Here is a 20,995-nt window from a genome sequence, read left to right on the forward strand (position 1 = left end):
TAACCTTGCCAAAACCTTGTCGTAACCTTGTTTTTATCTTGTTTTAGCAGTAAGAAAGGGGCTGTAAAAAAACTCCCCTAAAAGAAAAATCGCTGAGGTCATGAGACTTCAGCGATTTTTTGGTATAATTAATTATGCAAATAAATAAAAACACCAATGATAATTATACAGTACGTCAGCTGAAATTACCATTGGAAATCGAAAAATTAATTAATATATCTGATCCAGTATACACGTTCTGTGAGGTGATGGATCACATCGACCTATCAAAATATTTTGTAGAGAAAGGCTACAGAACAGGTCGTCCAAGATGTGATGAACAGAAACTCCTTAAAGTGATACTCTTTGCCTTCATGGAGCACGGAATTAGTTCTCTGCGTGAAATAGAAAAACTCTGTAGGAATGATATACGATACCTGTATCTTCTTGATGAGATGAAGGCTCCTTCTTTTGCGACCTTTGGCAATCTTATACGCAATGAACTAACAGATTCCATAGAACAGATTTTTATTGACTTAAACAGTTACATTTTTGAAAAGGAGCATGTGGACCTGGAGCATACTTACATAGATGGAACAAAAATGGAAGCGAATGCCAACCGATATACCTGGGTATGGAAAAAGTCTTGTACAAAAAACCGAGGAAAGGTTTATGAAAAGATATCCACGCTAATTGATGCAATGAACCAGGAAGTATTAGGATATTTCGGTGTAAAACTTGATAAGAGAGATGAGTATGCTGTCGAATATGTATCTGAACTCTTGGAAATGTACAAGAATGCAACAAATCTGGTGGAATCCACGTTTGTATCTGGTTGTGGTCATAGAAAAAGCCTTCCGCAAAAACAATATCAGGAATTAGAGGGGTATCTAGAACGATTAAAGACATATGCACATCATATAGAAGTTTGTGGCGATGAAAGAAACAGTTATTCCAAAACCGATCACGATGCCACTTTTATGCGCATAAAACGGGATTATATGGGGAATGATCAGCTTCTCCCAGCGTACAATCTACAGACCGCTGTCTGTGATGAATATATAGCGGTAGTTGATGTAAAACCATATGCATCAGATATGGAATGCTTTGTTCCTTTGATGGAAAAATTCAATGAAATCTATGGTCATTATCCAAAGTATCCAGTTGCAGATGCAGGCTATGGTTCCTATAATAACTATCTTTACTGTGAAGAGCATGGGATGGAAAAATATATGAAATTTACCATGTTCAAAAAAGAAACATCCGATAAGAAGTATCATGAAAATCCATATCGCGCAGTCAACTTTAAAAGAGACGAGAATGGAAATTTAATATGCCCAAATGGAAAGACTTTTCACTTTAAAAGCAAACAACATGTCTATAAAAACAAATACAGCAGAACCGAAGAAATCTATGAATGCAAATCATGTGAAGGCTGCCAGTTTAAAAACGATTGTTGTCCTAAGGCAAGCAAAAATAGAACTATTCGAATGAATCAGGAATTAACATCAATACATCAAGAGGTAATGACAAATCTTGAATCAATACATGGCGCACTGTTGAGAATGAATCGTAGTATTCAAGCGGAAGGAACCTTTGGTATTTTAAAATGGAATAAATCCTACAAAAGATTATTTCGAAGAGGTGAGAAAAACGCAATTCTTGAACTCACACTGATTTCTTGTGGTTTTAATCTTTATAAATATCATAATAAAAAACAGAGAAACAAGTTGGCTGCTTAAAATCCAAGAACTATACTCACAGCTTTATTAAGTGCACGCTTTTTTATGGAAAAATCAATCATAATCATAAAAAATAAATAAAAAAAAGAAGAATCACCAGAACCGGCATCTGTCGGAACTGGCGATTCTTAATTAAGGACTTATTTTACAGCCCCTTTCGGCAATAGAATTGTGAATGTCGTTCCGGAGCCGGTAATGCTGTCCGCTGTAATCGTGCCTTTATGGGCGCTGACAAGCTCTTTGGTAATAGAAAGCCCAAGCCCGTTTCCTTTCGCAGACCGTGAGTGGTCGCATTGGTACATTCTTTCAAAAATATGAGGCAGATTATCAGGGGATATTCCTTTACCGTTATCTGTTATTACAATTTTGGCTTGCTGTTCATTCTCAAAAATACGCAGTGTCATATTCTCACCCTCACTGTGGGTAAGAATATTCTGTAATAGATTATTAAGAATACGGGCATATGCATTTGCATCTATGCGCATGGAATACTCTGTTTCAGGGATATCAAATTCATATTCAAAATGGCTGTTTTCCAAAATAGGAACCCAATCAGCTATAATATTACGGGATAACTCATTTAAATCATAATGCTCGAAATGAAAAATCTGTTCCCCAGAATCCAATTTAACCCATTCAAACAGATTTTCTACAAAATGTTTTAAGTGCTGGGCTTTATTAGACGCAACATGGATATATTCATCCTTTTCTTCTCCTGCAACAAGGTTACTCTCAATGGCTTCCAAATAACCAACCAATGAAGCAAGTGGCGTTTTCACATCATGGGAAAGACTTGTCATGAGCCGTTTATACGCCTGCTCTGATTGTTTTTGCTGAATAAACCGTGATTGGCTGTTGATAGCAATTTCGTTTATACCATAACAAATTTGCTTGGTCATATCACTCTCACCTGCCAAAATCCTTCGATTAAGATTCCCGTTTTTTATATCTTCTAACGCGTCTTTTATCAGTGTAAGCTGTGTACGTACATGCCGCAAAACAGAAATAAGGTACGCTATAATAAACAGGGTAAGAACCAACACAAAAAGCAGATAAACATTCATATTTATCTCACGCCTCCTTATTAAAGCGGTAGCCTACACCCCGGATTGTTAAAATAAAAAATGGACAGTCGGGGTCTGGCTCAATCTTTTTCCGCAATTTACTGATAAAGGACATGATGTTATTATCATCAAAAGCATACTCTTCCTCCCACACCTGCGTATATATTTGTTTTTTGGTAAATATACGCCCTTTATTAGCTGCCAGAAAGAAAAGCAGGTCAAATTCCTTCCCTGTAAGCTCGACGATAGTATCATTTATACTAACTATGCGGTTTGTTTTATCAATAACCATTCCTTTTAATATGATGCACTCTGAATCTGTTTCAGTCATAGGATTTAAGGTAGTATAGCGTCGGATAAGGGAGTTGACACGAGCCATCAGCTCGTTAATGCTGAATGGTTTTGTTAAGTAATCATCTGCACCAAGCCGAAGCCCGGAAACTTTATCTTCCTCATCACTTTTAGCGGTGAGCATAAGCACCGGTATATTACTTGTTTCCCTAATTTTTTTCAGAACTTGAAAACCGTCTATATCCGGCATCATTACGTCCAAGATTACAAGAGAAAGAGAATTGCTATCTTCGTTTTCAGCAGCCAGACGAAGCCCTTCCACGCCGCCATGTGCAATAATAGCAGATAAATTCTCTTGCTCTATACACTTTTTCATAAGAGTGCTAAGCTCTTTATCATCGTCTATGATTAAAACTCTATTTTTCATTTGTCCCTCGCATTTTCATCCTCTTTTTTCTGCATCCGCTGATTTTTCCACAGCTCTTGGAATTGCCTATGAGCGGCCAAATCGGATGACACCATCAATTCTGTTTTCCTCACATAGCTTCTGAATTTTTTTCTTGGAGATTCCCCATTTTTCAGAAGCCTGCATTGTATTCCTCCGCAATGTATGTTGATTATAGTTTATACGTATAAACGAATAAATTCAATACTCCGTACGGCAGATCAGCTCTGAAAGATAAACTTCCCTCTTTAGATCATATTCCTTCAAGGACGGCACTATTTCGAGTTTGTAAAGCACACGTAAAGTAAAGTATCGTATAAAAAAAGATGTCCTTTAATTACCTAATTCCTTAGATACTTAAAAAACACCCTTTACTTTAACAGCTCATAGGGGAGTCGAACCCCTGTCTCAGCACTGAGAATGCCACATCTTGACCACTTGACCAATGAGCCTTACAACAATATATATTTTACACCATATTTTTTAAAAAAGCAAGTATTATTTTGAAAAGTTCAAAATAATTATATAATTACAACAATAGGAAAAGGATTCCTGTTTTTGACTATAGCCACCGTCAAAAACAGGAATCTTACCTTCTATTGTAAAAAATCCATCAAAGATATTTGATTCGAAATAGGCATATCTCCTAACAAATCCAAATCTGCCATTAAATCTACAACTGTTGAACTCACCTTACAACGACTCTTAAAATCATCTCTTGAAAGGAATTTTCCATCTTTAACAGCTTCAACCACAGCATCCGCTGCTTTATCACCCAGACCATCTATGGTACTTAAAGAAGGCATCAACTTATCTCCTATTATCTGAAAATGATGTGCTTTCGCTGTATAGATATCAATTGGCACAAAATCAAATCCTCTGGCATACATCTCCTGGACGATTCTCATATCCTTATATACATCCTGTTCTTTCTTTGATAATTCATTCATACGCCTTTTATAATCCGCTAAATACCGCTCAAGCCGTTCTCTGCCCAAACACATCAGTTCATAATTAAAGGCAGATGCACGAATACTAAAATAAGCGGCATAGTATGCCAATGGATAATATACTTTAAAATAAGCTATTCGAAAGGCCATCATAACATAAGCTGCTGCATGAGCTTTCGGGAACATGTACTTAATCCGTTTACAGGACCAGATATACCAATCGGGAATTCCCTCTTTTAACATAGCTTCTTCCATATCTGGCGTAAGTCCTTTTCCTTTACGGACGCTTTCCATAATTTTAAAGGAAAGTCCACTGTCTACCCCTTGGTATATTAGATAGGTCATAATATCATCTCGAGTACAGATTGCCGTTGCCAGCGTACATTTACCTTCAGTAATTAAAGTCTGGGCATTATTTAGCCAAACATCCGTACCATGAGAAAGTCCGGATATTCGTACCAGGTCTGAAAATGTCTTAGGCTTGGTATCCCGTAACATTTGCATAACGAAATCAGTACCAAACTCAGGTACTCCAAGACATCCCAAATCACAGCCACCTATATCTTCTGGCTTTATTTTTAATGCACTTAAGTTATCAAAAAGTGACAATACCTTTTCTTCATCCAACCGTATGGTCTTTGCATCCACTCCGGTCAAATCCTCTAGCATACGAATCATGGTTGGATCATCGTGTCCCAGTATATCAAGTTTAAGAAGATTATGGTCAATTGAGTGGTAATCAAAATGTGTCGTAATAATTTTTGTACTCATATCATTGGCCGGTCTTTGAACCGGAGTAAAGGAATAAATCTCTTCACCATGAGGAAGTACAATAATACCGCCAGGATGCTGACCCGTTGTTCTTCTGACACCAACACATCCGGCTACGATACGTTCTATTTCTGCTCTTCTTCTATGCTGGTCTCTTTCTTCATAATACTTAAGGACATAGCCGTAAGCAGTTTTATCAGCAAGGGTACCAATGGTTCCGGCACGAAATGTATGGCCTTCTCCAAAGATTACCTCTGTATACTCATGGGCTTTACTTTGATATTCTCCCGAGAAGTTTAAGTCGATATCAGGCTCTTTATCACCATTAAACCCCAAGAAGGTTTCAAAGGGAATATCATGACCATCCTTACTTAATGGCTGCCCGCATCCAGGACAAAGTTTATCTGGCATATCACACCCAGAGCTTCCGGAATAGGCTTTTACCTCTTCTGAATCAAAATCGGAATAAAAGCAATGAGTGCAATAATAATGTGCCGCCAAAGGATTTACTTCTGTTATACCTGACATAGTAGCTACAAAAGAAGACCCTACAGAACCTCTGGAACCTACTAGATATCCATCCTCATTGGATTTCCAAACTAATTTCTGGGCAATAATATACATAACGGCAAATCCGTTGCTGATAATGGATTGTAACTCATGTTCCAAGCGTTGTTCTACCTGTTTTGGTAAATTGGGCCCATACACGGAATGTGCCTTATTATAACAGATTTCACGAAGTGTCTTATCAGAATCTTCAATTACCGGAGGGCATTTGTCGGGGCGAACCGGAGATATTTTTTCAATCATATCTGCTATTTTATTCGTATTAGCTATAACCACCTCATGGGCTTTTTCCCTGCCTAGATACATAAACTCTTCAAGCATTTCCTCTGTGGTACGATAATATAGAGGTGCCTGCTCATCTGCATCTTTAAAGCCTTTTCCTGCCATAATGATTCTGCGGTAGATTTCATCCTCCGGATCCATAAAATGTACATCGCAGGTTGCAACTACAGGCTTATTAAATTCTTCTCCCAGTTTTACAATCCGGCGGTTAATGTCCATAAGTTCTTCTTTGGAATTGATATTGATCTTATCACTTCTTATCATAAAATCATTATTCCCTAAAGGTTGAATTTCCAGATAATCATAAAAATCCACCAATCTATTAATTTCCTCCGGAGGCTGCTCCCTTAGTATTGCCTGGTATAGCTCTCCTGCTTCACAGGCGGAACCAATCAGCAGTCCTTCACGGTTTTCCAAAAAAACACTTTTAGGGATACGCGGTCTTTTACTATAATATTCTATATGGGATAGGGATATTAGTTTATATAAATTCTCTCTTCCGATGTTGTTTTGCGCCAGTATGATGGCATGATAGGTTGGTAGTTTCTTAACAGCATCCGCAGATAATCGACTCATTGCATTAATCTGACCTATCTGACTGACTTCTTGCTCCTTTAACATTTCTACAAATCGCACAAATATTTCTGCTGTTGCTCCGGCGTCATCTACTGCCCGGTGATGGTTTTCTAAGGATATCCCCAATGCCTTCGCTACTATATTTAATTTGTATCTGCTTAAATCCGGCAGCAAAATACGGGCAAGTCCCACTGTATCGATTACTGTAAAATCCGTATCTAATCCCAGATATTCTGCCTTTTTGGTTATAAAACTTACGTCAAAGGAAGCATTATGTGCTACTAATACGCTGCCCTCACAGAATGCCAGAAATTGTGGAAGGATTACATCTATGGTAGGGGAATCCAGTACCATGTCATCCTTGATTCCGGTCAACGTTTCTATTTCATATGGAATCGGAATCTCTGGATTGATAAAAGTACTGTATTTATCAATAATCTTTCCACCTGCTACCTTAACAGCACCGATTTCTATTATCCTATCCTTTACAGGTCCAAAACCTGTGGTTTCTATATCAAATACGACAAAAGTGTCCGTAAGAGTTTGTCCTTTTTCATTAACTACGACTTCCTTTAAATCATCCACTAGATATGCTTCCACACCATAAATTACCTTAAATTCCTTTAATCTGTCCCATTCTGATTCCGGCACGTCTTTTTTACTTAAGGCATGGTTGGCTTCCGGAAAGGCTTGCACCACTCCATGGTCAGTAATAGCAACTGCTTTATGCCCCCACATAAAGGCACGTTTTACTAAGTCTTTAACATCAATTACTGCATCCATATCACTCATCATGGTATGGGCATGAAGTTCTACTCTTTTCTCTGTACTGTTGTCCTGTCTCGTGGTAGTAAAATCGGGTATCGTCTTTATACCGACAATAGAACCTATGGTAATTTCACGGTCGTATTTATCCATTAAAGCCATTCCCTTTAATTTAATAAATCTCCCCTTTTTTAATACACCCAAAAGTTCCCCTGCATCTTCTGTTTTAATAAATATTTTTCCTTGTATGGAGTCTGTAAAATCGGTTATGGTAAATATTATAATCGTTTTCTCATTCCGTAGTTCTCTGGAATCTACGTTTATAATCTTTCCTCTTATTACTACCTCTCCGATTTCATCTTGTACCTCGGAGATGGGTAATGTTTCACCCTCAAAGCCCTTGCCATATATGGTATCCGGATCATGAATGGTCTTTTTATAGCTGTATTTGGATTTGTCATAAGCTGGTTTCTGTTTTGCAGACTTTCCCGCATCCTGTACTTCCTTTGCAACCGTAGTTAATGCAGCTGACAATTCTTTACCCTGTTCTAATTCTCTGTACGAGGCTTCCGCTACCATCTCCTCTCCTAAGGGAACCGACGGCTCAGAGGCATATTCTATATTACCGGAAGGAGATTTTATAAATTCATATTCCTCTTCTTCCGCCACTTTTTTCGGCTCATAGTACTCAAACCGCACCGTAACCGCAAAGTTAAACCGTTCTTTGAAAATCTCGGACAAGTGTCTTACAATATTTACCGATACTTTGCGTACCAAAAAGTTTTCCTCACAAGAAAATATCATTATATACTCTTCAAATCTAATCTCCGCAAGGGAAAATACATTATATTCAAGAATACTTCTCTCTCTGAATTCCTCCAAGATACTGTCTTTATATATATCAAATAATTTTTCAGGCGTATATTGAGCAGACAGCACATAGTTTTCCTTTAAGATAATACAATTAGAATCCAAGGAGAACAACTGTCTTTTTAACTGGTATTCCATCTTTTTAACGATAGGTCTCTGAATTAAACGATTGCTTTGTATGTATATCTTAACTTCTGCCCTTGTTCTGGATACCGAAACCTTTTCCACCAAGACCTCTCGAAACATTGCTTCAAGCTCTTTTGGTAAATCCATAAGCTGGTCAAATACTTCAAAAAAAAGCATTCCCATGTTATAGCCTCATTTCTATCAATTCATTCCTCTTCTATTTTTCATCTATATGCATTTGCATTTTATTTTTGTTCTGCCTGCATCTTTAATAGTTCTTCCCTTAGTGCAGATAAAAGTTGGTCTTCAGGAACTTTACGCAGGATTTCACCTTTTTTTATTAGAATCCCTTCTCCATTCCCCCCTGCAATTCCGATGTCTGCTTCTTTGGCTTCTCCCGGACCGTTTACCGCACACCCCATAACTGCCACTTTTATATCAAGCTCTATATCCTCAAGCATTATTTCAGCTTCCTTGGCAAGGTTGATTAAGTCAATCTGGGTTCTTCCACAAGTAGGGCAGGATACTAACTCCACACCACCCTTTCTAAGTCCCAGAGTTTTTAATATCAATTTCCCTGACTTAATCTCTTCTAGTGGATGTCCGGTTAAGGATACTCGAATGGTATCTCCAATACCCTCGTACAGAAGAATCCCTAGACCAATTGACGATTTTATATTGCCGGAAAGGTAGGTACCTGCTTCGGTAATACCTACATGTAAAGGATATGTGGTTTGAGTGGCAATGAGCTTATGGGCTTTAATACACATAAGTACATCTGAGGATTTAATACTAATGACCAGATTATCATATCCTAAGTCTTCGATGAGCTTTACCTTATCAAGCGCACTTTCTACCAGACCTTCTGCGGTTACTCCACCATACTTTTGTATTAAATCTTTTTCCAGGGAACCACTGTTCACACCGACACGGATGGGTATCCCTTTCTCCTTTGCCGTATCTACTACTGCCTTTACTTTTTCCAGATTTCCGATATTTCCCGGATTAATCCTTATCTTATCAGCACCATGTTCTATTGCTGCAATTGCTAAGCGGTAATCAAAATGGATATCAGCCACCAAAGGTATATGTATTTCTTTTTTTATCTTGCTTAAGGCTTTTGCCGCCTCCATATGAGGAACAGCACAGCGTATAATATCACAGCCTGCTTTCTCAAGCTCAAGTATTTGAGCAACGGTTGCCTTTACATCTTCTGTTTTTGTATTCGTCATGGATTGGATTAGAATTGGCTTTCCGCCTCCAATCACCTTATTCCCGATGTATATCTGCCTTGTGTTACTTCGCATGGATTTTCACCTGTCTTCTTTCTCAATGGGCAAACTGCTGTTAAAGCAAGCCTTTTGACCTCGCCCAACAGCAGTTCTAATTTAAAATATGCGGCTTAAGTCATTGAACATGACAAATACCATTAATAGCATTAAAGCAATTAAACCAATCATATGAACCATACCTTCTTTTGCCTGGTCGATAGGCTTTCCCCGGAAGACTTCAAGTAGTAAAAACACCAGTCTGCCACCGTCTAAAGCTGGTATGGGCAACAGATTCATAACTCCCAGGTTTGCACTTAACAGAATACTAATCGCTGCCATATTAATGAATACATTTAATATACCAGCACTCTTACTAGCCTGATAAGTATCTCCAATCATGCTTACAATACCTACAGGACCTGCCATATCATTGGCACTTACTTTACCGCCAACTAACAGACCAATACTTTCTATTGTGGTTACAATCCAATACTTTACTTCAACTGCACTATATTTTATAACACCGAAAAAGTCTGTCTTTTCCTGAGCCCCATTTAGACCAAAGCCCATACTATATCCCTCGCTGTATAAAGCAGGCGTTACATTTACAGTAGCTTCTGCTCCTTCTCTTGAATAGGTTATAGTTACCTCTTCGTCTGTTAATGGATATTCCTGGAAATACGCTGCCAAAGCATCCCGGTTCGCGATATCATGTCCGTTAATATCTACAATAATATCTCCTGGTTTTAGTCCTGCTTTCTCTAACGGCATATCCTCTGCTACTTCTAAGATAACAGCTTCTCCGCCTTCCGTAGGATAATTAAATCCTAATAAGTACTTCTTATATAACTGTGGTGTCAGAGTGGTTTTATACTCTTTGCCATCCCGCGCAAAGGTTAAGGATACCTCCCCATTGGTTAAAGGATACATTTGAAGATACGTCAACGCTTCCCTTGCAATATTTATGTTTCTTCCGTTCAATTCGGTAAGTACATCTCCTGGCAAAATACCAGCTTCTGCAGCAGGTGAATCACTAACAACCTGTGTAACTTTTGCCGGGTCATATCCAGTCGCTGCTACAATTATCATTGCTAGTAAAAAGGCCAGGATAAAGTTGAACAACGGACCAGCAACTACAACTGATATTCTTGCCCATACTCCCTTTTTATTAAATGCTCTATCATCTTCCACCAGTTCATCTTCACCCATCATCATACAGGAACCACCAATAGGCAGAAGCTTAATGGAATATTTCGTTGTATCTTTCCATACCGGATTATGTTCGAATTCATGTTGGGATAAAAGAAATCTAGGACGATAACCTTCTTCTGTCTTAACAAGACTGATAAGTCTTGGACCCATGCCTACTGAAAATTCTGTTACGAATATACCGTTTTTCTTAGCCAGCAGAAAATGCCCTAACTCATGTATAACAATTATTACGCTAAAAATAAGTATTGCAATAATAATATTCATTCCTACCTCCTAATCTTAAATAAAATACTAAAACATCCTATCCCTTAAGTTGTTATTAATCTTATAAAATCATATGTCTCTTTTTCAATATTAAGAATTTCCTGAATCGTGGGATGATTTATTTTTTTATGATTTTTCATTGCCGCATCAATTAATCCAGTGATTTCCAGATAATTTATCTCTCGGTTTAAGAATTTTGCCACTGCACATTCGTTAGCAGCATTATAAACGGTCGGAAAACTTCCACCTTCTCTAGATGCATCAAATGCCAGCCGCAAACCACGAAAAGTCTCGTAATCCGGTTCTTCAAAAGTTAACTTTCCTAATTGAAATAAATTAAGTCTTTCCCCTTTTAAATTCCTTCTTTCCGGGTAGAATAAAGCGTATTGTATGGGTAGTCTCATATCCGGTGTTCCCATCTGTGCAACAATACCACCATCTTCAAATTCCACCGCAGAATGAATCACACTTTGCGGTTGTATAACTACTTGTATTCTATCCAAATCAACATGAAATAACCATTTTGCCTCTATTACTTCCAAGCCTTTATTTACCATCGTAGAAGAATCAATGGTTATTTTTCTGCCCATAGACCAGTTAGGATGTCTTAAAGCATCTTCAACAGTGACTGCTTCCAAGTCTTTTTTCTTTTTACCGCGGAACGGTCCACCGGAAGCGGTTAGAATTATTTTGCTAATTCTATTCATGGTCTCTCCGTTTAATGCCTGAAAGATTGCAGAATGTTCACTGTCTACCGGCAGCAGCCGTACGTTATGTTCTTTGATTAATGGCATTATAATATGGCCTGCTGTCACCAGTGTCTCTTTATTTGCCAAGGCAATATCCTTTCCCGCCTTAATCGCCTCAATTGTTGGCCGAATTCCAATCATACCTACTACCGCTGTCACAACAAGCTTAACACTTTTCTCCGTAGCACAGGCTATCAGTCCATCCATACCGGATAATACCTTGGTATTTACATCCTTTATTCTACTTCTTAGCTCTTTTGCCAACACATCCTCACTGACACTAACAAGTACAGGATGAAATTCTCTGATTTGCTTTTCTAATAATTCAATATTTTTATCTGCTGTCAATGCAATTACTTTTAAATCAGTATTTTCTCTAACCACTTCCAGAGTCTGGGTTCCAATAGAACCGGTCGACCCCAAAATTGAGATATATTTCATTTTTATAGCCTTACCCTTTCCGATTCCTGCAAGCTTTATGTCACAGGTATAAGTTTGCAGGTGCAAAATTTTATATTCAATTTAATCCTCATTTTGTAATTCTGAGGATATAGGTACAAATTAAATCAGAATATAAAATCTTATTCGACCAAATATTTATTAAAGTATTTGGGCTAGAAAGTAAACCACCGGTGCCACAAATATAATACTATCAAAACGGTCTAAAATACCACCATGACCCGGAATCAGCTTCCCATAATCTTTAATATCATGATTTCTTTTCATTGCAGACGCCGCCAAATCCCCAAGTTGTGATATAACACTAGAAGCAGCACAGATAACTACAAATGCAATCTGCGGATTCTTAACTCCTATAATATCTTCTCGAAAGATGGTCGCATACAATAAACCTAACAAAGCAGCTCCTGCTATGCCACCAATACATCCTTCCAAGGACTTTTTAGGACTTAATTTGGGAAGTATTTTATGCTTCCCAATCATTATTCCAACAAGGTAAGCACAGGTGTCTGATCCCCAGGCACCTATAAAAATCAACCACACTATCAGAAATCCGTCTTCTAGCATCCGAACCTGATATATAAAGCTTAACATAATTGCAACATAAAATAAACCTAAAAATACAATTGCAACTTCTTCAACTTTGTACTTGGGAAATGAAAATACATAAACAAGCAATAAAACCAATAAAAATGCTATAATATAAAATAACATGTATTCGTCTAACTCAAATTTTAGTAATAGATAGTATATTGCTGCTGACAAATAGCCCACAAATCCTATTAATTCCTGATGCATTTTAATAGTCCGATATAACTCCATCATTCCAATCAAAGATATAACAGCAACAACACTGTACAATACATTTCCACCTAATAGAACTGTAGCAATTGTTATAATCATAAGAATAACAGAACTTCGAAATCTAACCCAAAACATGCAATTTCCTCCTATAAACCTGTAAGCAGAGTGATATGCTCGTTAGCTTTTCACTCTAAGCCTTTCTATATTTATTAATAATCGAGCTTTGTCTATTCAGAACCTATTCCACCAAATTTTCTTACTCTGCTATTATAGTATTCGATTGCTTTAACTAATTCATCCTTATTAAAATCCGGCCATAAAGTATCCGTAAAATAAAATTCAGTATATGCTAACTGCCATAATAAAAAGTTAGAAATACGTTGTTCACCACTAGTCCTGATTAATAAATCCGGATCAGGTATTTGTTTCGTATCCAGATACTCTGTGTACTTCTCTTCTGTTATATCATCTATACAAATCCGGTTATCCATTAAATCTTTTGCCAGAGCTTTCATACCACGTATGATTTCATCCCTGCCACCATAATTTAGTGCAACCTGGAAATTTAGTCCTGTATTTTGTGCGGATGTTGCTTCTAGTTCCTTAATACTATTTTGTATATCCTCCCCCAACTTACTGATGTCGCCAATTATTCGGACTTTCATATTATTTTTACTGCTGGTTTTCAGACAATCTTTCATATAGTTTCGTAACAACTTCATTAAAGCATCTACTTCATCCTGAGGTCTGTTCCAATTTTCTGTTGAAAAAGCATACACCGTCAGATATTTTACTCCCAAACGATGGGCTTCTTCACATATCTTTTCTACTGCTTTGCTTCCTTGTGCATGACCATAATTCCTAGGCATAAACTTTTTCTTCGCCCAGCGTCCGTTTCCGTCTAGTATAATAGCAATATGTTCAGGGATTTTTAGATTATCCATATTCACTCTCTATTGTAAAATTGTATAACTTTACAATAGCCTCCTTATATTTACAACTTTTTATTAGAAAGAGACTGTTGCAAATACCCAATAACTAAACTTACGCATTCCGCAAGTAATATGCATCGAATGTTTGCAACAGCCCCTTGCCCAACTATTTATACAGTAAGGATTTCTTTTGATTTGTCGTCTGTCAGCTTATCAACTTCTGCTATGAACTTATCAGTAATTTTCTGAATACTATCTTCTAAAACCTTTACTTCATCTTCAGATATCTCGCTGTTTTTATTCATTTTCTTAATCGCATCGTTAGCATCTCTTCTTATGTTACGGATAGCCACTTTTGCATTTTCTGATTTTTTCTTAACATCCTTAACAAGATCTTTTCTTCTTTCCTCAGTTAATTCAGGGAAAACCAAACGAATAACTTTACCGTCATTATTAGGAGTCAAACCTAAATCAGAAGCAATGATTGCTTTTTCAATATCTTTTATTAATTTACTCTCCCATGGCTGAATCTGAATAATTCTAGGTTCAGGTACTGATATGTTGGCTACGGACTGAAGAGAAGATGGTGTTCCATAATAATCCACTCTCAGTTTATCTAATAAATGAGGATTTGCTCTTCCTGCACGAATTGTAGAAAATTCCTCCTTTAAGTTATCTAATGATTTCGTCATTTTGCTTTCATATTGTTCAACTCTTGAATCCATCTTGATTCCCTCCAATAATAAATTTTAAGCTGCTTTACACGATCACTTTCGTTCCGTTAAATTCTCCGCTTACTGCACGAACGATACTCTCCTCTTCCTCCAGCGCAAATACTAACATCGGCATCTTATTTTCAAGACTTAACACAGTTGCGGATAAATCCATAACCGCCAGCTTTTTGTCAAGGGTTTCCTGCATACTAATCTCTTCATATTTCTTAGCTTCTGGATTCTTTCTAGGATCACTGTCATATACACCATCAACTGCTTTTGCCATCAGTATAATATCTGCCTCTAACTCAACCGCTCTCAGCACAACCCCTGTATCCGTAGAGAAGTAGGGATGACCTGTTCCCCCAGCTAAGAATACTACCATGCCCTTTTCAAAGTACTTATTGGCTCTGTCTTTTGAAAATAATTTTGCCATACTGCCGCATTCAAATGGAGTCAGAATCTGAGTCTGCATACCAACATATCTAAAAATTTCCGATACATAAATACAATTCATTACTGTCGCCAGCATGCCTATCTGATCGGCCTTAGTACGATCTATAGTTTCACTGGTTCTTCCTCTCCAGAAGTTACCACCGCCTATTACAACTCCAACCTCTACGCCATCTGCTACCAATTGCATAACCTGTTTCGCAACAGTAATGCAGGTTGCTTCATCAAAACCCGTCTTTTTGTCACCGGCCAGAGCCTCTCCGCTTAACTTCAGTAAGACTCTTTTATATCTGCTCATATAGTACCCTTTGGGCAACACAGTATATTTTACTGCATTGCATATCACAGATTACCGGGACATATCTTAACTCTACCCATGCAATCTGTAATACTGCCACAACTCTTCAGACTGAAAGAATGAAATCGTGGCATTCCTTTCTTTGAATTTCCTTTCAGCCCTAATAACACCTGACTTATTCAAATATATCATCCAAATCAATGGACGCATAAGGCAGTGAACAAAAACCATCATAACAGCACCATTGTTACTCTGAATGGATTGTGCTTTTATATTACCTTTTATAACAGCGGATGAATCAATTGTAACCGGACCGCTAATGTCAACAGCACCTTTAACAGCTCCAATAATTACACCAGCAGTTGCTGTAATATCAACAATGCTTACTGTGTCTATTCCTATTTTAACACTTACTTCACTGGTTATGCAACCTTCAAATCGTTTTGCGACGATATAAACTTATGAATCTATACAATTACCGTTTACTATTCCTATTACAGAGAATATTCTCTGACACTCAATATCTCCTTTTATGGTATCCATGACCTCTAAAGAACCCTCTGTCCATTTTCATCTTCTTGTGACAAAAAGCTTCTAACATATTCTTGTCCGCCTTCTAAAGACTTTCTGCTATTCCCTCAGCTGTACCTACCAGGCTTACCACTTCTGAAATCACGTCTTCTTCTAAAGAAATTAACTAATCTGTCAATGTATGTTAAATAGTACTATTCAAATTATTCAGCCCCAGCTTTCACTTGCTGTACGGGTGTCACTTCATCATGCAAAGGCAGTAACTGTACACCCTTTTCAGTTAATTCTTTTAACAGTCTGTTAAGGGATTCCACCGTACTTTTTTTTGTTCCTGTGTCATGCATTAAAACAATGGAGCTGGTATGTGATTTTATACCTTCCATAACATTGTTATATAATTCAGCGGCAGTTAGTTCTTTCCCAGTTGCATCACCATTCACCACATTCCAGTCAAAATATACAATCGATTCCTCACTTAAATAATCAATAATTGCAGAAACAGTTTTCCTACCTGCTGGATTACTGCTCCCACCCGGAAAGCGAAAAATAGTAGACCTATATCCTGTAGAATCATATAGAAGATTACTGAGTTCCATAAAATCTTTTTTAAAATCTCCCAAGGAATTGTAAATTATGTTATAGTCATGAGAATAAGAATGTAAACCAAGGGAGTGACCTTCATCAACTATCCTTTTATACATCCTTTTGGAATGGTCATCCGTTTTCCCTATTACAAAAAAAGTAGCCTTTACACCATACTTATCCAGTATTTCAAGAATATCTTCTGTATAGATACTGGGTCCATCGTCAAAGGTTAAGTACACTTTTTTGTCAGAAAATTCATTGCCATCGTTATTCTTTTTATTCTCTTTTGTTAAGTCATTCGCCGTATCAATAAGAGTTTTTGAAACATCTTTACTGTTATCTGTATCCCCAGTTAGGGCTTCTACCTCATTATACCCGTTTTTATCTGATTCTTCAAGAGAAGATGTGTAATCTTCTAATTTATTATACAAATTATTATAATATGATTTTTTATAGTATAGATCTTTTTGAAAAGAAAATATAGGTTCGCTATAGAATCCAAACGATGCTGTAACTTCTTCTTTTAACTCCCTTCGGCCAAAAAGACTGCTCTTTTCTTCGTACGTAGTGCTCTTTTGGTCAAGCATTAAGATATTAAGCTGTTTTTGTAGTGCGTTTACCTTAAAAAAAAGAATAATACATAGAATGATTGGCAGGAGGAGACATACAGATATGCCCACAATAATAATAGTCTTGTTTTGTCGTGCCCTTTTTTTTCTCACACGATCCCCATAGCTAATTGCTTTCGTAGTATTATTTTCCAAAGAGATTTGTCTCCTTCACATGCTGTCTTTGTTGTATTTTATCATATTTTGCAATAAAAGAGAATATATTTCCAACAAATAATATAGTAAAATTATTTTTTTTACACGTGTTTATGGTTAATTTATCCATATATAACAAAATAATTACAGTTTCAGGACTTACTATTACTACTTCTCTAGATATAACTGCCATAATAACATTATACAATTAACGCACATTCTTGATTTCTGCCAAAATAATTATCTAAATACCCTTCCGGCAAAGCAGGCAATAACTCAAAATCCGTTTCCATCCTTTGTACCTGACCTGTTTCAGAGCATTTAACAACACCACTTAGTACTTCCAATGCATGGCATCCCATATTGAAATTTGCACGATGGGGTCTTTCTTTTCTCATTGCCCATGCCATTTCTGCGACACCAAGACCTCTGGAATTCTCACCGTAACCATAACTGTTAGGTACTTCAATTTGGTCTGACATCCCTTTCTTTTGTAAATAAACTTTACCTCCGAATTTATCTGGATCTGGAAGATGTAATATTCCTTCGGTTCCATAAATCATCAGCATAGGCACCTGCGGCCATATGGTGTTAGAACTAAAATTCATAGTTCCGTATACACCATTCTTAAACTGCAAACTTGCCACCATTATATTTTCACTATCAACGTTAAACGACTCGCCAAACAAAGGGGAAGACGGGTCCTCAACCTTACATTCGGGCTTTGTATTATATGCGAAACCACTAACCTGCTCAACAGAACCAAGGATACTAAGCAATGCTGACAAGTAATAAATTCCAACATTAAATCCGATTCCTCCCCCATGCTTCGTATGAAATGCTCCTGGATAATATAAAAATTCCATATCACGATTCACTGCGGCATGGCATGAAACAATTTTTCCTATTCCTCCGCTTTCCACTACTTTACGAGCACTCTGAATTCCCGCACCAAGAAATGTATCCGGTGCACAACCCAGTCTTAAATTACACTTCTTAGCTAACTCCTTTAATTCAAGAGCTTCTTTTAAATCAGGCGTTACAATCTTTTCTGTGTAAACATTTTTCCCAGCCTCTAATGCCTTTTTAATAATTTCATAATGTGCGGTAGGTGGCGTTAGATTTACAACTAGTTCAATTTCAGTATTATCCATAATTTCATCAACATGCATACCTTTAATACCAAACAGCTTAGCCTTTTCCTGCGCCTTCTCAACATCTCTACCTCCACATCCAATTACGTCTACTATTTCAAACTTATTTATCATGTTTGTTAGGTATATATCACTGATTTTTCCATACCCAATAACTGCCGTTTTTACTTTTTGTAATGACTTCATACTATTATCTCCTTCATTGCCAGACCTGCCTGCATATCTTCCTTTACACTGCTATTCTTAAATTTAGTCTAACATTGGTTCAATAAGATCTCCAACTAAAAAATTACCTTATTGACTACGGTAACCATTGAAGTAGCAGATAGTATTTTCAAATATTATTGCTAAAAACGAATTATCCAAACAGATTTTAAGCTTATCCATCGTACCAAAGCTTTTATAACTCTACTCCGAAAAACATACAGTTTTCATGGTACTTAAGATACCTCGAAAACGTGAAAAAACCGCCGGAAACACTTGTTTTCCGGCGGTTAAACACTACATTATTAAATTACATTCCTATCTGGGCTGCAAGCTTCTCACGAAGAAGTTGCCTGTACCTTTTGACTACATTCCCATTTGCTTTGCAAGCTTCTCACGAAGAAGTTGCCTGTACCTTTTGACTACATTCCCATTTGCTTTGCAACTTCTTCGGCAAAGTTTTCTTCTTTCTTTTCGATACCTTCGCCTGTTTCAAAACGTACAAAGCTCTTAACAGCAACAGGTGCACCAACTTCTTTTGCTACACTGTCAAGGTACTTCTGCACTGTCAAATCACCATCTTTAACATACACCTGATCTAAAAGACAGATTTCTTTTAATTCTTTGTTTAAACGTCCTTCAATCATTTTTTCAATGATATTTTCAGGTTTTCCTGTATTTTCATTCATTGCCTGCGCTTTTAAGATTTCTCTTTCATGTTCAATGTACTCAGCAGAAATTTCACTTCTCTGTACATATTTAGGAGAAATAGCTGCAATCTGCATAGCAATATTTTTAGCCGCTTCTCTTGTTACATCATTATTTACAGTAGTTTCAACTTCTACTAAAACACCGATTCTTCCGCCACCATGGATATATGACTCAACAAATCCATTTTCAGCAACTACTTTCTGGAATCTTCTGATGTTTAAGTTTTCACCAATAACTGCAATTTTAGAAGATAATTCTTCTTTTACAGTCTTTGTCGGTTCAAGTGACCATGGTTCAGCTAAGAATGCATCAATATCAGATGAAGTTGTTTTAACTACCTGATTTACTACTGCACTAACAAAACCTCTGAATATTTCGTTCTTTGCTACAAAGTCAGTTTCACTATTAACTTCAACGATAGCCGCTATTTTTCCATCTTCGCTTACTGCTGCCTCACAAACACCTTCTGCTGCAATTCTACCAGCTTTTTTCTCAGCTGCTGCAAGTCCTTTTTCTCTTAAGAACTCTACTGCTTTGTCCATATCTCCATCGGTTGCTGCAAGGGCTTTTTTACAATCCATCATGCCTGCACCGGTCATATCTCTTAAATCTTTTACCATTGCTGCTGTAATAGCCATGTTAAAATACCTCCATTTAATTGATTAAGCTTCTACTAATTCTTCTGAACTTTCTTCTGCTGCTTCAATTGCTTCTTCAGATGCATCTGTCATTTGAACACCTTGATTTGCTTCGATAACAGCATCAGCCATTTTAGCTACGATAAGCTTAACAGCTCTGATAGCATCATCATTACCTGGAATTACATAGTCTAATTCTTCAGGATCACAGTTAGTATCTGCAATACCAATTAAAGGAATACCTAATGTATGAGCTTCTTGTACGCAGATTCTTTCTTTCTTAGGATCTACAACAAAGATAGCATCAGGAATTTCTTTCATATCTTTAATGCCGCCAAGGTTCTTTTCAAGTTTATCCCATTCTTTTTTCAATTCAATAACTTCTTTTTTAGGAAGTACTTCAAAAGTTCCATCCTGAGACATAGTTTCGATTTGTTTTAATCTTGCAATTCTGCTCTGGATAGTCTTAAAGTTGGTTAACATACCACCTAACCATCTTTCATTTACATAGTACATACCGCAACGTTCAGCTTCGGATTTAACAGAATCCTGAGCCTGTTTCTTTGTACCAACAAAAAGAACTTTTCCGCCTTCTGCAACAACATTTTTAATTGCATAATAAGCTTCATCTACTTTACCTACAGATTTCTGTAAGTCAATGATATAGATTCCGTTTCTTTCTGTGTAGATGTACTCTGCCATTTTAGGGTTCCATCTTCTAGTCTGATGTCCAAAATGTACACCGGCTTCCAGTAATTGCTTCATTGATATAACGCTCATAATAGTCCTCCATTTGGTTGATTTCTTCCGTATGTATCGTTTTTC

General features: G+C 37.1%; 16 protein-coding genes and 1 tRNA gene. 1 reads left to right on the forward strand and 16 read right to left on the reverse strand.

Features of this window, described 5'->3' with window-relative positions:
* Positions 1-134 precede the first annotated feature (134 nt).
* Positions 135-1,721, forward strand: a complete 1,587-nt coding sequence (locus tag acsn021_RS14985) for a transposase (protein WP_184096195.1) — start codon at positions 135-137, stop codon at positions 1,719-1,721.
* 140 nt (positions 1,722-1,861) lie between these two features.
* On the opposite strand, the gene acsn021_RS14990 is transcribed toward acsn021_RS14985, so the two are convergent.
* From acsn021_RS14990 to rpsB, 16 genes are all read right to left on the reverse strand, one after another.
* Positions 1,862-2,785, reverse strand: a complete 924-nt coding sequence (locus tag acsn021_RS14990) for a sensor histidine kinase (protein WP_184094697.1) — start codon at positions 2,783-2,785, stop codon at positions 1,862-1,864.
* Between the two features lie 7 nt (positions 2,786-2,792).
* Complete coding sequence (locus tag acsn021_RS14995; protein ID WP_184094699.1) at positions 2,793-3,503, reverse strand: response regulator transcription factor; 711 nt, start codon at positions 3,501-3,503, stop codon at positions 2,793-2,795.
* 398 nt (positions 3,504-3,901) lie between these two features.
* Positions 3,902-3,973: transfer RNA gene (locus acsn021_RS15000), tRNA-Glu, on the reverse strand.
* A 144-nt stretch (positions 3,974-4,117) separates the two neighbouring features.
* Complete coding sequence (locus acsn021_RS15005) at positions 4,118-8,611, reverse strand: PolC-type DNA polymerase III (RefSeq protein WP_184094701.1); 4,494 nt, start codon at positions 8,609-8,611, stop codon at positions 4,118-4,120.
* A gap of 62 nt (positions 8,612-8,673) precedes the next feature.
* Positions 8,674-9,735, reverse strand: coding sequence for a flavodoxin-dependent (E)-4-hydroxy-3-methylbut-2-enyl-diphosphate synthase (gene ispG / locus acsn021_RS15010; RefSeq protein WP_184094703.1), 1,062 nt, complete (start codon positions 9,733-9,735; stop codon positions 8,674-8,676).
* An 81-nt stretch (positions 9,736-9,816) separates the two neighbouring features.
* A complete protein-coding gene (gene rseP, locus acsn021_RS15015; protein ID WP_184094705.1) occupies positions 9,817-11,175 on the reverse strand; it encodes an RIP metalloprotease RseP in 1,359 nt (452 codons plus the stop codon).
* A 44-nt stretch (positions 11,176-11,219) separates the two neighbouring features.
* Positions 11,220-12,365: a 1-deoxy-D-xylulose-5-phosphate reductoisomerase gene (locus acsn021_RS15020; RefSeq protein ID WP_184094707.1), complete on the reverse strand. Its 1,146-nt coding sequence runs from the start codon at positions 12,363-12,365 to the stop codon at positions 11,220-11,222.
* Between the two features lie 159 nt (positions 12,366-12,524).
* Entirely contained in the window at positions 12,525-13,322 is a 798-nt protein-coding gene (locus tag acsn021_RS15025) for a phosphatidate cytidylyltransferase (protein WP_184094709.1), read from the reverse strand.
* 92 nt (positions 13,323-13,414) lie between these two features.
* Positions 13,415-14,131 carry an isoprenyl transferase gene (locus tag acsn021_RS15030; protein ID WP_184094711.1) on the reverse strand — a complete coding sequence of 239 codons (717 nt, stop codon included), beginning with the start codon at positions 14,129-14,131 and terminating at the stop codon, positions 13,415-13,417.
* Positions 14,132-14,289: 158 nt separating this feature from the next.
* On the reverse strand, positions 14,290-14,844 hold the full coding sequence (frr, locus tag acsn021_RS15035) for a ribosome recycling factor (protein WP_184094713.1): 555 nt from the start codon (positions 14,842-14,844) through the stop codon (positions 14,290-14,292).
* 34 nt (positions 14,845-14,878) lie between these two features.
* The gene (gene pyrH, locus acsn021_RS15040) at positions 14,879-15,583 is read right to left on the reverse strand and encodes a UMP kinase (RefSeq protein ID WP_184094715.1); all 705 of its coding nucleotides are present in this window, start codon (positions 15,581-15,583) and stop codon (positions 14,879-14,881) included.
* 72 nt (positions 15,584-15,655) lie between these two features.
* Positions 15,656-16,036 (reverse strand): polymer-forming cytoskeletal protein, encoded by a 381-nt coding sequence (locus acsn021_RS23290; RefSeq protein ID WP_184094831.1) that lies wholly within the window; start codon positions 16,034-16,036, stop codon positions 15,656-15,658.
* 281 nt (positions 16,037-16,317) lie between these two features.
* Positions 16,318-17,463, reverse strand: a complete 1,146-nt coding sequence (locus acsn021_RS15050; RefSeq protein ID WP_184094717.1) for a polysaccharide deacetylase family protein — start codon at positions 17,461-17,463, stop codon at positions 16,318-16,320.
* A 200-nt stretch (positions 17,464-17,663) separates the two neighbouring features.
* Complete coding sequence (locus acsn021_RS15060; RefSeq protein WP_184094719.1) at positions 17,664-18,803, reverse strand: Gfo/Idh/MocA family protein; 1,140 nt, start codon at positions 18,801-18,803, stop codon at positions 17,664-17,666.
* Positions 18,804-19,243: 440 nt separating this feature from the next.
* Positions 19,244-20,170, reverse strand: coding sequence for a translation elongation factor Ts (gene tsf, locus acsn021_RS15065; protein ID WP_184094721.1), 927 nt, complete (start codon positions 20,168-20,170; stop codon positions 19,244-19,246).
* Positions 20,171-20,194: 24 nt separating this feature from the next.
* Complete coding sequence (gene rpsB, locus acsn021_RS15070) at positions 20,195-20,950, reverse strand: 30S ribosomal protein S2 (RefSeq protein ID WP_184094723.1); 756 nt, start codon at positions 20,948-20,950, stop codon at positions 20,195-20,197.
* Positions 20,951-20,995 lie beyond the last annotated feature (45 nt).

Origin of the sequence: Anaerocolumna cellulosilytica (assembly GCF_014218335.1) — a bacterium.
Classification (GTDB): domain Bacteria; phylum Bacillota; class Clostridia; order Lachnospirales; family Lachnospiraceae; genus Anaerocolumna; species Anaerocolumna cellulosilytica.

Coding starts and splice junctions, on each gene's coding strand:
- pyrH (WP_184094715.1), bottom strand. CDS start 15,583: ATGAGCAGATATAAAAGAGTCTTACTGAAGTTAAGCGGAGAGGCTCTG.
- acsn021_RS15060 (WP_184094719.1), bottom strand. CDS start 18,803: ATGAAGTCATTACAAAAAGTAAAAACGGCAGTTATTGGGTATGGAAAA.
- tsf (WP_184094721.1), bottom strand. CDS start 20,170: ATGGCTATTACAGCAGCAATGGTAAAAGATTTAAGAGATATGACCGGT.
- rpsB (WP_184094723.1), bottom strand. CDS start 20,950: ATGAGCGTTATATCAATGAAGCAATTACTGGAAGCCGGTGTACATTTT.
- acsn021_RS15005 (WP_184094701.1), bottom strand. CDS start 8,611: ATGGGAATGCTTTTTTTTGAAGTATTTGACCAGCTTATGGATTTACCA.
- acsn021_RS14995 (WP_184094699.1), bottom strand. CDS start 3,503: ATGAAAAATAGAGTTTTAATCATAGACGATGATAAAGAGCTTAGCACT.
- acsn021_RS15030 (WP_184094711.1), bottom strand. CDS start 14,131: ATGGATAATCTAAAAATCCCTGAACATATTGCTATTATACTAGACGGA.
- acsn021_RS15025 (WP_184094709.1), bottom strand. CDS start 13,322: ATGTTTTGGGTTAGATTTCGAAGTTCTGTTATTCTTATGATTATAACA.
- frr (WP_184094713.1), bottom strand. CDS start 14,844: ATGGATTCAAGAGTTGAACAATATGAAAGCAAAATGACGAAATCATTA.
- acsn021_RS14990 (WP_184094697.1), bottom strand. CDS start 2,785: ATGAATGTTTATCTGCTTTTTGTGTTGGTTCTTACCCTGTTTATTATA.
- ispG (WP_184094703.1), bottom strand. CDS start 9,735: ATGCGAAGTAACACAAGGCAGATATACATCGGGAATAAGGTGATTGGA.
- rseP (WP_184094705.1), bottom strand. CDS start 11,175: ATGAATATTATTATTGCAATACTTATTTTTAGCGTAATAATTGTTATA.
- acsn021_RS14985 (WP_184096195.1), top strand. CDS start 135: ATGCAAATAAATAAAAACACCAATGATAATTATACAGTACGTCAGCTG.
- acsn021_RS15020 (WP_184094707.1), bottom strand. CDS start 12,365: ATGAAATATATCTCAATTTTGGGGTCGACCGGTTCTATTGGAACCCAG.